The 14,438-nt window shown below is 35.9% G+C and carries 13 protein-coding genes; 4 read left to right on the top strand and 9 right to left on the bottom strand.

The window, feature by feature from the left end; genetic code table 11:
- Positions 1-42: 42 nt before the first annotated feature.
- The 3 genes from CES88_RS03395 to CES88_RS03385 all read right to left on the bottom strand — a co-directional run bounded on the left by CES88_RS03395 (position 43) and on the right by CES88_RS03385 (position 4,729).
- A complete protein-coding gene (locus CES88_RS03395) occupies positions 43-2,823 on the bottom strand; it encodes a hypothetical protein (protein WP_290730940.1) in 2,781 nt (926 codons plus the stop codon).
- Entirely contained in the window at positions 2,810-3,952 is a 1,143-nt protein-coding gene (locus CES88_RS03390; protein WP_290730938.1) for a hypothetical protein, read from the bottom strand. The genes CES88_RS03395 and CES88_RS03390 overlap by 14 nt, the downstream gene beginning before the upstream one ends.
- A 363-nt stretch (positions 3,953-4,315) precedes the next feature.
- Complete coding sequence (locus CES88_RS03385) at positions 4,316-4,729, bottom strand: hypothetical protein (RefSeq protein ID WP_290730935.1); 414 nt, start codon at positions 4,727-4,729, stop codon at positions 4,316-4,318.
- 300 nt (positions 4,730-5,029) lie between these two features.
- Between CES88_RS03385 and CES88_RS03380 the strand changes: the two genes are divergently transcribed.
- From CES88_RS03380 to CES88_RS03365, 4 genes are read left to right on the top strand one after another with little or no spacing between them, the layout of a single operon-like run.
- Positions 5,030-6,130, top strand: a complete 1,101-nt coding sequence (locus CES88_RS03380; protein WP_290730932.1) for an aromatic ring-hydroxylating dioxygenase subunit alpha — start codon at positions 5,030-5,032, stop codon at positions 6,128-6,130.
- Positions 6,123-6,935: a hypothetical protein gene (locus tag CES88_RS03375; protein ID WP_290730929.1), complete on the top strand. Its 813-nt coding sequence runs from the start codon at positions 6,123-6,125 to the stop codon at positions 6,933-6,935. The genes CES88_RS03380 and CES88_RS03375 overlap by 8 nt, the downstream gene beginning before the upstream one ends.
- 1 nt (position 6,936) lies before the next feature.
- On the top strand, positions 6,937-7,848 hold the full coding sequence (locus tag CES88_RS03370) for a ferritin-like domain-containing protein (RefSeq protein ID WP_290730927.1): 912 nt from the start codon (positions 6,937-6,939) through the stop codon (positions 7,846-7,848).
- A gap of 50 nt (positions 7,849-7,898) precedes the next feature.
- Positions 7,899-8,960 carry an aromatic ring-hydroxylating dioxygenase subunit alpha gene (locus CES88_RS03365; protein WP_290730924.1) on the top strand — a complete coding sequence of 354 codons (1,062 nt, stop codon included), beginning with the start codon at positions 7,899-7,901 and terminating at the stop codon, positions 8,958-8,960.
- Here the strand turns inward: CES88_RS03365 and CES88_RS03360 are convergent.
- Genes CES88_RS03360 through CES88_RS03335 form a run of 6 tightly spaced genes read right to left on the bottom strand, consistent with a single transcriptional unit; the run spans position 8,912 to position 14,355 of the window.
- Entirely contained in the window at positions 8,912-10,453 is a 1,542-nt protein-coding gene (locus tag CES88_RS03360) for a GH3 auxin-responsive promoter family protein (protein ID WP_290730921.1), read from the bottom strand. The two genes, CES88_RS03365 and CES88_RS03360, sit on opposite strands and share 49 nt — an antisense overlap.
- Positions 10,446-11,081 carry an acyl transferase gene (locus CES88_RS03355; RefSeq protein ID WP_290730918.1) on the bottom strand — a complete coding sequence of 212 codons (636 nt, stop codon included), beginning with the start codon at positions 11,079-11,081 and terminating at the stop codon, positions 10,446-10,448. Before CES88_RS03355 ends, CES88_RS03360 begins: the two co-directional genes overlap by 8 nt.
- Positions 11,078-11,839: a sterol desaturase family protein gene (locus CES88_RS03350; RefSeq protein WP_290730915.1), complete on the bottom strand. Its 762-nt coding sequence runs from the start codon at positions 11,837-11,839 to the stop codon at positions 11,078-11,080. Before CES88_RS03350 ends, CES88_RS03355 begins: the two co-directional genes overlap by 4 nt.
- Positions 11,830-12,867, bottom strand: a complete 1,038-nt coding sequence (locus tag CES88_RS03345; protein WP_290730913.1) for an aromatic ring-hydroxylating dioxygenase subunit alpha — start codon at positions 12,865-12,867, stop codon at positions 11,830-11,832. Before CES88_RS03345 ends, CES88_RS03350 begins: the two co-directional genes overlap by 10 nt.
- Positions 12,868-12,875: 8 nt before the next feature.
- On the bottom strand, positions 12,876-13,169 hold the full coding sequence (locus CES88_RS03340) for a 2Fe-2S iron-sulfur cluster-binding protein (protein ID WP_290730912.1): 294 nt from the start codon (positions 13,167-13,169) through the stop codon (positions 12,876-12,878).
- Complete coding sequence (locus tag CES88_RS03335; RefSeq protein WP_290730910.1) at positions 13,159-14,355, bottom strand: P-aminobenzoate N-oxygenase AurF; 1,197 nt, start codon at positions 14,353-14,355, stop codon at positions 13,159-13,161. Before CES88_RS03335 ends, CES88_RS03340 begins: the two co-directional genes overlap by 11 nt.
- Positions 14,356-14,438 lie beyond the last annotated feature (83 nt).

Here is a 14,438-nt window from a genome sequence, read left to right as displayed (position 1 = left end):
CCTCTAAACTATTATACTTAATTTAGAGGTCATTACAATATTTTATTCCATAGTTCCTGGCAGTGATCCTTCGACGTTATCAATAACCATGTCTACGAGTTCACCTTTAGACTGATTTTCAGAATCATCCATTAAGTGTTTCCAGTTATTGAATACTTTATTGTCTGGAGTCTCTATTCCTGCAGCATCAACATAGAGATATTGCTTTGTCTCGTCTCTAAGAGCATCTCTAAACTTTAAGTAATTCTTGTAGCCTCTGATAACTTTGATTAACTTAATCTCTGTTGGACCAAATGAATCTCTAAAGTAGCTTGTTCCAGAAGTAAATGACTGTAGGTAATACCAGTTTTCATCAATTGTATCTTCAAAAGGTCTTGAACATACATAGAATGTCTTACCTTCAAAAGTCGTGGCCTTCTTCCCTGCATAACTACCTCCATACATATATGAATTAGTTGTGTGAGCAGTAACTTTATATTCTCTTGGAGAAATAAGTAAGCAGTGATTGTAATTAGCAGTTACTCCAACTGTAAATTTCTCTACACCAATTGATTTACTTTCAGAAACATCGTCTCCAAAAGATTGGTTTTCGTAATCACTATAGTTAACACCTTTTGAAATATCAAAGAGTCTAACCCCAAGGCCAAAGAATTCACCAAAAGGAATTTTTATAGCAGCATCTATACCTGACCTTATACTTGTATATTCTGACTCACTTTGTCCTTCATAGATTGAAAATCTTGACCCAACTGAGAAGTTAAATCCATTTGAGTATCTAGGATTTACTTTTTCAACGCTATCTACGTGCCTTTTTACATCAAGACCCATATAGGCAAGTGGATTCTTTATACAGCCATTAAGCTCTGCAGAAGGTCTCTTTCTTCCGATAAAATTCGTTTCGTAGGAATTGCCCTCTCCAAGAGCGAGTAGGCAAAGAGATTTCTTAAACGAATCTCTCTCTTCTTGCGTCTTACCACTGCTAAGAAGATTTAGTTTTCCTGTTTTACTTTTCTCTTTCGCTATATAAATTAGTCTATTCTCTAACTTATTTGTCTTTAAGAGTGACTCAGCTTCTTTTACCGATAGGTAGTTAAATTTCTCTATTGAAGCTTGCTTTTGCGAAATAAAAATATCTTTTGAGCTTTGCTTAAACTTAGTTGTAAAGGCCCTCTTCTCCGTGAAGAGATTTAAATTATCAAATAAGTAATCAATATAATTCTTAAATTGAAGAGCTTTAATATCTGTTTCAGACTTTTCCACATCAGTTAAATTTTCTACATCAAAGAAATCTGAAGAGTTCACTTCTCCGTCAAGAATACTATTATTCACTTTTCCTGTCGTTGTTTTGTGGGCCTCTGGAGTATATCTTGACGCCGGAGAGTCCATTGTATTTTCATTTAATGCTTCATTACTCATTACGTTGGTTTTAATCCAAGGGATCTTCGCCTTAAAGAAACCTGTTACAACTCTTTGTCTTAAACCAATTTCTTTATCAATTGGCTCAAGTTTAAAAACTGAAACAGTTCTAAGTGCCATTCTAGGCATATCTGATACTTTAATTGGAAGATCAATAAGTGTGTTTATTGTTCCATTTATCACTTCAACTTCTTTTTCTGCACCTGTAATGTAAGTGAAGTTGTCAAAGTTGTTCTTATCAATTTCCATTTCTGCTTTATTAGGAGCAAGAATCATAAATTTAAGCTTGAACTTACCTTCTTCAACATCTGAGAACCTTGGCGTGTTAAATCTATGTCCTCTATCAATTCTTGGGTTTAGAACTACTTGGTATGTTTTAGATACAGTTAAGTTTAAGTGCTCATTAACACTAAAGTTGTCTACATTGTTACCAATTAAGATATACATCACACCATTAATTTGAAATCTATTAGACTCTTTGATTGGATTTTCTTCAGACTTTCCAAATCTCTCGTCAACAAGGTCATTATCCCATGGATTCATAAGGAGGCCCGTAACGACAGACTCTTCGGCCAGTGGTCCTTCTAGGACTTTGGCCGTAAACTTTCCGTTCATCCAGTGCGAGTAATTGTGCTGCTCATACTTTGTATTAGTTCTATATTTGAAACAACCTTTGTGATTTGTTTCTACTGTTAGTGTTGTTGTTTCTTCAATCTCAGGAATTTCGAAAGTTACTTCAATATTTCTATTTTTGATTGGAGCTTCTGTACTTCTTGCATAAACACACGAAGAGAATTCCATTTGATATTCTTGGAATTTAGTATCACTTCTTCTTTGAATTGTTGAATTTGCTTTGATCATGAGTTTTACTTCATCAAGAATAAGCTTTGATTCTATATCGTTCTTTGTAAGGGCCGAGTTTCCTTCATTTTGACATCCCTTTGAACCAGGCTTAGTTAAATCAGTAAAAGCTGACTTTGTTGGGTCCATAGAGTACTTTAAAATAAGGCTAGTTCCCTCTGTTGGTATTGAAAGTGTTCTTGTTTGTTCTGAACAGTTAATAACTTTAGAATAATTAACTTTTTGAATTTCTGACCATGTAACACATCCGCTAGCGTCAGTGGCTAGGTTTCCTGCAATTCCTGAGATAGTAACGGCCTTAGAGTTAAGGTTTCTAACTCCTGTAGGATCTTTAAGGCACGCTCTAAGAGTAAAACGTACATCTTCTACAGCTTGGTTTGCACCACTCGTTGCAGAAATAAGGTTCTCAGTACTCACTTTTGAAAATGAATTCAATTGGAGAGCATTGGTGTTTGAATTTTCTTTCTTATCTTTTACCCCGAACGAACAACTTGCCGCTAGAGTCGCAATAAGAATTAGAGAAGCGATTCTCTTAGAAAAGATCATAGAGTTTCCTTAAGCTTAGAATGAATATTGTTTCGTCTGACTGATATATATTTTCTTTAATAACTTTATTTTTAATGGCCTCGGCACTAACTCCTAAGTTGGACTGAGAGTTATCATAGGCCACAAGAATCTTCGATCCCTTCTTGTTAGCAAGTCCATACTTTGAAGAGTTATAGTAGGCGACAGCTGCGTCTGACTCTATCTTAAAATTTGCGAGCTCTACAGAGTAGCTGTGTGCATCTCTTGTGTAATCAAGTCCAAGAGCTGCGATATAACCAGTATTATCTTTACTTGCTCCAGAGTTTGTTAAGTGATTAAACTTTGTACTTACTTTAATATTATTATTAATGTTAGCAGAGTACTTTGCAGCTAAATGCCACCCTTGATAATCATTACTTAAAACCCCGTTACCTTTATTGATTGGAGAACCGGAATTTCCAAGAAGAATAGATTCATAAGCAACGGCATTTGAGATGTCACTAAAAGCAAAGTGACTTGCACTCAATGTGATGTCTCCAACAAATAATTCTTGTTCTATTCTTAGAGTCTCAGTGAAAAATCTAGGGTCTCCATCTTCTTCAACATCAATTCTCTGTGAGAGATTTCTATTGTTTGGAATCGCCTGCATCGCAAACGCACTTATCTTTGTATCTAGAACTTTGTATTTAAAACCTTCTTTAGCAGCAATAAAACCTTTATTACCTACAAGAAGGGGAGCATCTAGTTCGCTTTGATTAATGACACCTGCTTCTAAATCTAAAATATTAAATGGTGTATATGTAATCTTTGCTTCTTTTAAGTAGTTACTATTTCCTGGCTTATAAATATTATTTTCTCTTGCAGTTGTACTTGAACCTGTTTGAACATTCATTCCACCTGCTATATTTACACTTAGATTTTTAGCTAGTTTATGAGAAGAAAGAGCTCCAATATTAACGCCCATAACAGAGGCCTTATTAAGAGTACTGTCTGCCTTTACTCCTCCGAGTCCAAAACTAATCTTCACTGAAGTATCTTTATTTTTCTTAGACTGATTAGAAGTACTCGTAGATTCACTAGCAATAATAGGCATGGAAACTAGTGCTAGTCCCTGGGCCATCATTAATAATGTCTTCGAATACTTTGCCATATTAACCTTCCCTAATGCTTTGGATAAGATTTTCTAACACATTGCGTAAAGTTGAGCAAGATGCTGTATTTATTTTATATAGCTATTAATAAGCAAGAATGATTCCAAGTTTTACCTCTAGGTAGGAGCTCTAAGTAGTTGGATATAGTACTGATTTTCAGGGGATGAGTGTCTAGTCTTTGCCTATTGTCTACTTTTTAGACACCCTCGTGCATGTATATGTAAATTGTTTACAGTTTATACAGATTGTTAATGAGCTAGAGTCAGATTGAGAAGAAGAGAGGTGGAAAGCTTATTGTCTTTCTAATAAAAAAGCTCCCATTTAAAGGGAGCAGTCTTCATTTAGAGGTAGTTAATTAATACTTAGCAGTTAAAGTTTTTCTCGCCGTCATCACTTATTTGATGTTTGGCTTCCTTTTGGATTTCTTTTGTCTTTATGCCTGACTTTCTAGGATCATTTGAAAAAACTTGTGTTGGTCCAAATTCGCGTCTGTAGCATTTCTTCTTGGCGGCATCACTCTGATTAGTCATTCTGAATTGATCATGTATTTCCGCTCTATCTGCACATCTATTACAAATCCATTCAGCATCAATAGTAGGGTTCTTATGAACAAATCTCTCAACATCGGGTTGTATAAGCTCACAGACCTCGCAGAAGTTTCTTGTTGCTTGGTGTTCTTCACTTTTCTTTATATCTTTCTTTGGCCTATACTCTCTCTCATTCTGAGATTTAGTTGGCTTAAGTCCAGCTTTTAGCAATGCATCTTTTAAACTCATAAATACTCCTAATTTTTAATGATTATATAAATATGTAGGAATTAATTCAAGATGTAACTCATTACCTAGACCTTCTGAAACCTGTAAGAGAAAATGATTAAGAAGCCTTGTTCTAGTGTTTAAACTTTACCCATTATCTACTTGTTCTATGCAAATTGTTTATAATTTAAACAGAATCAATAATTCTACAACTCTTGGGACTCTAAAGTACTAAATATAGATTCAACTATTGGCACGATTCCTGCTCTTTATTCTCTTAAATAAAAATTAATTGAAGACTACTTTAAAGTAAGAGGGAATATGTCGGTTCTAGCAAAGACGAGAATATTTAATAATACCGAGGCCATTATTGAAGGCTGGTATTGGGCCTTACAATCAAGCGAGTTAAAGAAAGGTAAAATCAAGCATCTTAATTTGATGGGAAAAGATTTAGCTGTTTATAGAGGAAGTGATGGAGTTGTAAGAGCTCTATCTGCTCACTGCCCGCATATGGGGGCTCACCTTGCGGAAGGAAAAGTGGAAGGCAATGAAGTTCGCTGCTTCTTTCATCATTGGAAATTTGATAGCGAAGGAAATCTAAATGATATTCCTTGCAGAGATAAAGTAGGATTAAAAGTAAAGCAACCAAACTTTCCTGTTGAAGAGAAGTATGGACTGATATGGATTTGGACGGGAAGTGAGGCCAAGAGAAAACTTCCTTTTGTACCAGAACTAGAAGATCAAGAAGTTGATTCAACTCTTGGAACTCCCTTTGTAAAAGAATGCCACCCAAATGTGATGATGATTAACGCGATTGATGCTCACCACTTTTATAGCGTCCATAATCTACCCGTAAAATTATTTTTAAAACCTAGAATTATTGATTCAAATACAATTCAATTTAATAATGAAACAAAAATGCCTGATACGAATGTCTTAACTCGTTTTCTTGGAAAGTTCTACGCAGGAGCTCTGACGTATTCGATGTGCTACTTCAATGCCTCAAGTGGAACAGTGACTATTGGTCCAGACTTTCTACACTTTCATATTATGTTCGCGATAAGAAGTACAAAGGAAGGAAAGGCCGAAGGGCAGACAGTTCTTATAACTAAAAAGAGAAAAGGTGTACTTGGAAAAATCGTAAATTCAGTCCTTCTATTTGCCACAAAGATCGTAGGTAATTACTTCGCCGCAGGAGATACTGAAGTCTTTAAGACTATTAAATTCAATTTTAAACACCCATTGGCCGAAGACCACGCCATTATAAAGTTTATTCAGCATGCAGAAAAGCAAGCTACTTGCGACTGGGGCTATGGCAAAGTTATTGATGAAAATATTGAAGAGATGATTGAAATTCAAAATGGACCAATCATTCCAAAGAGAAGTGAGATAAAAGTTAAAGAGGAGAAGAGAAATGTCTAAGAATAAATTATACTCAATTACAGTGAGTGTCTCAGATATTACTCCATCTCAAAGAAGAGAGATGTTCTCTGTATTTGAGAAGTATTATGCAAATTCTTCATATGATGTTTTTTGTAAGGATCTCATCTCAAAAGATACAGCTTTCTTACTACTTGATAGAAGAGAAAATAAAATTAGAGGATTTTCAACGATTGTAAATTTAGATTATATCTCTAAAGGTGGAAAATCTCACCGTGGTGTTTTTAGTGGAGATACAATTATAGAAAAAGAATTCTGGGGACAGGGAACTCTAGGAGTGGCCTTTCTTAAATATCTCTTCATTCAAAAACTGAAGAGACCATTTTCGCCACTATATTGGTATCTCATTTCTAAAGGATTTAAAACATATCTTCTTATGGCAAATAATTTTGATGAACATTGGCCAAGGCATGAAGAGAAAACACCAGAACTTAAAAGAGAATTAATAGAAGGATTTTCAAAGATTATGTATCCTGAAAACTTTGATTCAAAGCTAGGGCTGATTAAGTTTCCAGAAGAGGAGAGTAAGGACTCTTTGAAATTTGGAGTGGCGCCCATTACTCGTAAACTAAAAGACGAAAATAAGAGAGTAGCCTTCTTTGATACGACAAACCCAAATTGGCAAAGAGGCGATGAATTATGTTGCTTGGCAAGTATGACTTTGACTATGCCATTTAAGTATCAGATGAAAATAATGAAGAAGTCTTATACTAAACTAGTAGATATTCAAAAGCAGAGAATCTTCTCTCTCTTTGGTATTTCTTCAGTTGGTAGAAACGGGAAGTAAAATGACTAAGACGCTAGATGTAAATGTTCACATGAATTCATTGCACACTCATAGAGACTCCTCTCTTGGAAGAGTTGTAGCGTCAAGATATAAGAAGATTCTCGCTAACACTAGCGAAGAAAAATTCTGGGATGAAACTTCCTTTGAGCTAAACCATGTAGATATTTTTAGAAATTGCAGTGCAGATTTAAGAGAGAAGATAATTTTTGAAAATTGTCAGGATAGAATTGAAGAAGCTTTTCATATTGAAAAGTCGGGAATGGCCTATGGTGCGAAGATGACGCTTCTAAGTGAAACTCTTGATGAGAGAATTCTCTATGGTACTTTCACAGGAGACGAATCGAGACATTTTCAGCTCATTTCAAAGTATATACAAAGAAGAGAAATAAGTGCTGAAGGCAATCCTTTTTTACAACTTCTAAGTTCAATGATTGAAACGGCACCTAAGAAGTCTCTTGTCTTTATGATTCAAGTTCTACTTGAAGGGTGGGGAATGGATCACTATAATTCAATGGCGAAGAGTTGTCTTAATAGCTCTTTAAAAGAAGATCTCTCTTCTATACTTGCAGATGAGGCTTCCCATCACGGAAGCGGACTGATCTTATTTAATGAAAAAAATCTCTCTCTTGAAGATAGAGATTATATAAAGCTTTCTCTTGAATCATTCTTTTCTATGGTTCAATGTGGGCCACTTTCTGTATTTAACCGTGTCACAGAGTCAGTTAATGGGCTAAGCACTAATAATAAGCGAGAAATTCTCATTCAAATGAATGCTATGAAATCTACCCAGACCAAGCTAGACCAGCTTGTGAGCTTAATGAAAAAGTCTGGAGCTCATGATTTATTGAGCGAGATGGACAGTAGAGGAAAATTAAAATCCTTTGATATTGATCAGATGCTTTCAATTGCCTAAGTCTTTTTTTACCTACCTTTTTAGTTTCTTATTAGATGTTAAAATTAACTATGCCAAAGAAATTAACATCAGAATTTAATCAGCAAACACAACCTGTAAGAAAACATAAGGTTTTCAATAATTGGGACATTGTCACCAAGGGCTGGTATGTGGCCTGTGAGTCAAGTGAATTAAAGTCCGGAAAAGTCTTAAGTACTTACTTGAATGGACAGAAGCTCGTTCTTTGGAGAACTAAAGATGGAGTTGCCTGCACAGATGGATTCTGCCCGCATATGGGAGTGGACTTAGCTATAGGGAAAGTTGTTGATGAGAAACTACAATGCTTCTTTCATCACTGGCAATTCGATAAAGGCGCAAACTGTGTTCACATTCCATGTGGTGAAGAGGTTCCAAAGAATTTAAAATTTAATTCCTACGCCACTGAAGAAAAATATGGACATATCTGGGTGTGGCCAGAAGCTCAGACCGAAGAGGCCGTCCTTGATATTCCAGGTCTTGAAGGGCATGAGCTTATTTATAAGGCCGATAAGGCCTATGAGAGAACATGTCACTATCATATTACAATGATTAATGGGATCGACCCTCAACACCTAAGAACAGTTCACAATATAAGTATTGATATGGATATTGATATTGATGAAACAAAGAGTAATCATATTGAGTTTACTCTTAATGGCAAGTTCCCAAAGGCAACCCTGCAGGAGAGGATGGGAAAATTTCTCTTAGGGGAGAGTTATTCTTACTCTATGAAGTATGCAGATGGATGTCTTGCTGCTCTAACGATGCTTAGAGGAGCAAAGCTATTTAATAAGTACGCTCTACCTGAGCTCAAGATGCTCTTTGCCTATTCCTTAGTTGAAGAAGGCAAGATTTTGGTGCGTCCTATTTTTGTGAATAAGAAATCGAAGGGAATCTTTGCTCCTTTTTTTAATTTCTTTAAGTTATTTATGACAAAGAGATTCTTTAAGATGCTTCAAGGTGAAGATGGAATGGTCTATGAGAATATTAGATTCAATACTACGGCCTTTTTAAAACTCGATGCTCCTGTGGTTAAGTATATTAGTTACTTGAACCGATTAGAAGATTCATCTTGGTCAAGACCTAGTAAGTAATTAATGAGTTCATCATCTGATTCTCTATAAAGAAGTTGTGATAGCTTTTGATCTCCTTTATTTATTTTTCTAACTTCTTGGTAGAATATTGAGATTTTCTCTTGGCAGTCTTTAATGGTTAGAAATTGTAAGCTCTTAAGTTGTCCAAGTTTTATGGAGTTTTGATAGTGATAATTCTCTTCTAAGCGTATTTGTATTTTCTCTTTTTCTTTTATTTCTAGATCTTTCGAACTCAAAATATAATAACACTTTCCTTTTAACGAAGGAATTGCCACCTTTGCTGATGTGTCTTTAAAAGAGTCCTGAATATCTCTTTCATGAAGTTTCTCTCCAACAAGATCGCTAAGAGCGTCTCGCCTTCCGTAGAAATCAAAGCATGGAGTTGACTTATAGAAGTGGGTGACAATAATTTGATCTTTTATTCTATATCTATAGAGTCCTCCTTTTTGCGAGATGATAATTTCATAGACCCCGCCAACTTCAAGTTGATGTAGCCTTAGAATATTTCCCTCCTCATTCAAGAACTCAAAGAAGACCTCACTTAGTATAGGGAGAAATCCCTTGGCAGAAAAGAGAGGAAGAGTTATGGGAGCTTCAGTAGCAAGAAGGCCCTTTCTTTGAATTGTGACATTTGGAAATAATTCTTCTAACTCTTTAAATTGCTCTCTTGCATTGACACTTCCCCAAGAGGAAATAAACTTCAGAGAAGGAAATGAGGTCTGTAGTGTAAGTCTTTCTAATGAGAGCGTTTTAAACTTCCATTTTTCTTTATACTCACCCTTATTCAATAATTTGATAAGCGTCGATTCATTCTCTTTAATGAAGTGACATAATTCAGTTAGAAAGCTTGGTGACCAGATAGAGATGATCTCTAAATCTCTTCTACTAATTAAGTAGAGGCTTAGAAGTAATTTAAATTCATAAGGATCTTTTAATTCTCTAATAAAAGGAACTTCTACAAAGAAAGGAGAGCCTATATTAGAGAGTAAAGGGCCCAGATAATCTTTGTCTGATTCTAAGGTTTCATATTCATTTTCAGCTTTGGAATTTAATTCCTTAAATTGGGGTGATATTGAAAAGTAGAAGGTGAGTTTTTCAAATTTTATATGGGAGAGAATATCCATTGTCCAAATAATGAAGAGCTTTTGAAAACTCTTTAGAAGTTCTTTGGAGTAAGGAATCAGCTTGTTCTTGCCAGAGCTACCAGAGGTTTTTTCAAAAGTTTTTACTTCTCTTGGAAACAGTCTATGGTCCTTTAAATCTTCTTCAATATCGGCGTAGTCGGAGATGGGGAGAGTTCTAAAGTCTTCATAGTTTCTTAGTTTTAAATTTTCAGCAATAGGAGAAGCGTTATAGAGCTCTAAGATATCTTCTAAAGTTTGATCTTGCACTTTTTCGGGAGATTCTAGATCGGACAAGAATTTAGTGTAAGTACTTTTAAAGAAGAATTGGTAGAGAGTAATGAATATTTTAGTAAAGAGTAATTTAATCATCAATTTTGACTTCACCGTTCTTTGTCACTCTTCTCATTGGGTAGACATCTGTTCCCGCTTTTATCATGACTCCAGATTCGACAATTACTCCGGGACTTAGAACGCAACCTGCGCCAATAAAAGCATAGTCTTCTATTTCAATAAATTTAATTCGAAGAAGTCCCTTTCCATCTTTTGGAGTAATCACATGGCAGACAGTTGTCGAACGTTCTCCGAAGATGACTCCATTTCCTATTCTTAGGAGGTTTCTATCGTAGTGAACACTACCAGGAGTCCAGTAAACTCTTTTGCCAACTTTAGAACCCCAGCACCTGAGCCACAGGGAAAATAAACCTGGAATAATTCTTAGTATGGCCTCTAGGGAGGGAATTGAAATAAAGAGCATTTGAATTTGATGTCCCGCCCACCAGGGAGAGAATCTATCATTTAGAATATCAGAAACACCTTCTTTGATCGGGGCGAAGAAGTTTAGAATTCTAAAGGCCAAAAGTGGAAATATATAAATTGAAAGGAAAATAAAACTAAAACTTAGAGCACTAGGAGAACTTATAGATAGATAAATACTATAGAGAATTATTCCTATATGCAATGCTGGAAATAGGGAGAATACTTTACTCCAAATAGTCATGAGTTTTCTCGCTTTAATTTATTTGGGAAGAATAATTTTGTTCTAAGGTTTGATTTAATAGGATAGCCCATCTCTTTTGGAAATCTTGAATTCTGATGATAAGTTCCGTGTAGTTTATCCCAAAGACAGAGGTTGGCCCCAAAGTTCTTCTTGGAGATTCCTTTAGAGTGATGCCAGCCGTGCTCATGGGGAGTGATGAGAAAAGTCGCAAGGAATTTAAAGATGGGACCTTTCTCTTTGGGAGCAAGTCTTGAATGTCTCCAAAGATCAAGCATTCCTGTGGCAGAGACACAAATTAAATAAGTTGTCTTATCATTAATGAGAAATAAGAAAATAGAATTAAGCCATACATATGGGAGAAGAAAAGTTGTCCAAATTGTATTTCTAGCGCTGGCAAATATATCAAAATCACTTACTGAGTGATGTAGTAAGTGAAATCCCCAAAGTGAATCCTTGTGGAAGCTACGATGAAAGAAGTAGTAAGTGTAATCGACAATAATGAGATTTAAAAAAATAGCACCTGCCCATCCAAGTGCCCATGAACTTTCCAGATTCGGAACTGTAAATCTAAGGGCCTTAAGAAGAATATAAATTTGAAGTACTGGAACAAGAGTTCCTTGAATAAAGAGATTTATGAGGTCGCTGGCCCAATCATCAAAGCTCTTTTTGATTATTCTCTCACGCCTTTCTCTACCTAGCACCGTGAAGAGAATGAGCAAGGAGAATATGGAGAGTTCAATCCACCACTTTAAATCCAAAAGACGACCTCATTATTCTTCTCGGCAAGCTCCCGTGGATCTTTGCCTTCTTTGATCGCATTATAGATTGATTCAATGAAGATATGTATGACATCTGCTGTAGCGTTTGAGAAGTTTTCTCCGTATTTCTTAATAACTTCCATTTGATTATCAAGGGCCACGATATCTTGATCAATAACTCTCTGCCCTTGGAAAGCGACAATTGGTTTTGCGAGGACGCCAATAGGGCCAAATTTATAAGTGAGATCTGTCCACACCCAAGTGAGTTCATCATTTATGGGAATACACTGGCTCGTTATCCAAAATTCTTTCTTTCCAAAGACGTATTGAACAGAGGTAATATTGGGCATGTAGTAGTGATCTATATGAATAATAGGAACTTTCTTTGGATTTAAAAACCAAGAAAACCACCCCAGATTATCAGTTTCTCCGATATACTCTATATGAACGGCTCCATCTTTTCTTTGAACTTTAGTTGTGACTTTCTCATCTAGAGCGTCTCTGAAAATTTTGTCATGAACAAATACTGTGTGTGGAACATCAATATAATTTTCAGCGCAGTTGATAACACTATTTTTAAAGACATTGAAGAGTCTTACTGTTTGCCAGCCATTTTCTCCGTAGTGAGGCATTCTATGTGGAGGAATATCTAGGTCTTCATTCTTTTCTAGGCGAACATAGATAAGTCCGTCTTGTTCCATGCACTCGAATTTCTTTGCACATCTTGAGCCGACCTTATTTTGATTTGGGCCTTCTGAGGGAATGGAAGTAAGTTTTCCTTCTTTATCAAAAGTCCAGCCGTGATAACTACACTGGAGTTGTCCATTCTTTACCCAGCCCTTAGAGAGTTGGCTATTTCTGTGAATACAACGGTCAAGAAGAGCGACAGGTCTTCCATCACTTCCCCTGAAGAGAGCTATCCACTCGTTAAGAATAGTTCTCGCAAGGACTTCTTCGCCTTTAAGTTCTTTTGATTCACAGGCGATGTACCAGAAGTTTTTAAAATTTATTTTTGAAGTATTTTCCAAAATAGTTCCTATTTTCCAATATATTCAATATTTATATTTCCATTAATAATTACTTTGCAGGCAAGTCTCATTTTTGAATCACCTTCTGCAACAATTTCTAGAAATTCTGCTTCGTCAGCACATGGGGGATTAATATTTTCTTTGCCATCATGAACTCTGATGAGACAAGTTCCACAGATACCTGTTCTACAACCAAAGAGAATAGGAGAGTTGGAAGCAGTCAATAATTCACTTAGGTGTTTTCCAGACTCCACCTCAAGTTCTTCCTCAATACCTTTAATTTTAATTTTACTAAGCGACATTTTTCTTCCTTTCAAATTCAAAGAATTGTCTTCTGTTTTCGGCCAAGTAATTTTCGATAGAAGTATTTACCATCGCTCCGCCAAGTTTATTTGATTTAGAAACATATTCAATATTAGAGAGATAATTTCGATAGCTCTCAAGGGCCGTTTGCTGTGTTTCAAAGGCCTCTGTTATGCCTTGATTTTCTTGAGTGAAACATCTCTTTAGCATTTGGAGAGCATCCGCTTGTTTAAAGTTAAAGGCACTACTTTGTAGCAGTTTGAAAAGTGTTTCATAGATAGCTGGCTCATACCAAAATATTCCGTTCACACTAATATTAAAATTGGAGTGATCCTTTAGTGTTCCTCTTATTCCTAAGTTTGCAATAAAGCTTTCAAAGGCCGTTGGCGGAGCTAAATTCTTAATAATGTCACTTCCTATAATATTTGAACTATTGAAATGATAGGATTCATCCATAAAGTGGTAGTAACTGACTTTTGAAGGAATAGGAGCATTTTCCTTATCTTCATGGTCAGTGAAGTACTTACTAAGTTGATGTTGAACAATTTTTCCATTAAGAGTTCTAAGTCCTCTCACTGTTAAATATTGGCATCCAATGAACGCATTATTTGATGAAAGAAGAGCGTAGGACTGTAGTTGAATAGATTTCCAAAAGCGCTTTAGCATATTCGTCTTTTGAAAAATCATCGTTTCCCAGTAATAGGGACGCATGGGATATGTAAATATTCTCTCTCCAAAGACCTCTTCTTCAAATTGCTCAGAAATATTTTTAAAGGCGTCAATATGAGCTCTCTCCTGCATAGATTCAAAATCAAGAGTCTCACAGACGAGTCTAAAGTCTTCTAATCCATAGAGGCCAGCTGAAGCGGTTTGGTTATAGAAAATGGTAGCGATCTCCGCTGAAATAATTTGAGAGTAGTAGGCCACCCAGTAGATTTGATTCAAGAGAACTCTTTCAGTCTTTGAAGCTTCATCCCAAAGGGGTGTTCCATAGAGAAGAGAGAACTTTTCTGGATTCCAGTACTCATCTTTACAATCAGAATAATTGAAGGCCTTCGCAGAGCTGTCTAAGAGTTCTGTATGGTCTTGTTCTTTATTCTTCCTGTGATTGAACTCCAGCTTCTTTACTGTGAGCTTATCTTCGGCCAGAGTATTACTCTCTCTTTGGTAGAGATTCTTTCGCATAATTTTTCCTTTTGTGTCTTTTCGGTTAATTAAGGAAATAACTTTACTGTATTACTCGGATATTCCCCTAAAGTAGAGGGTTC

It is taken from the genome of Halobacteriovorax sp. JY17 (assembly GCF_002753895.1).
In the GTDB taxonomy this organism is placed as follows: Bacteria; Bdellovibrionota; Bacteriovoracia; order Bacteriovoracales; family Bacteriovoracaceae; genus Halobacteriovorax.
This window is presented reverse-complemented; position numbering and strand designations above follow the sequence as displayed.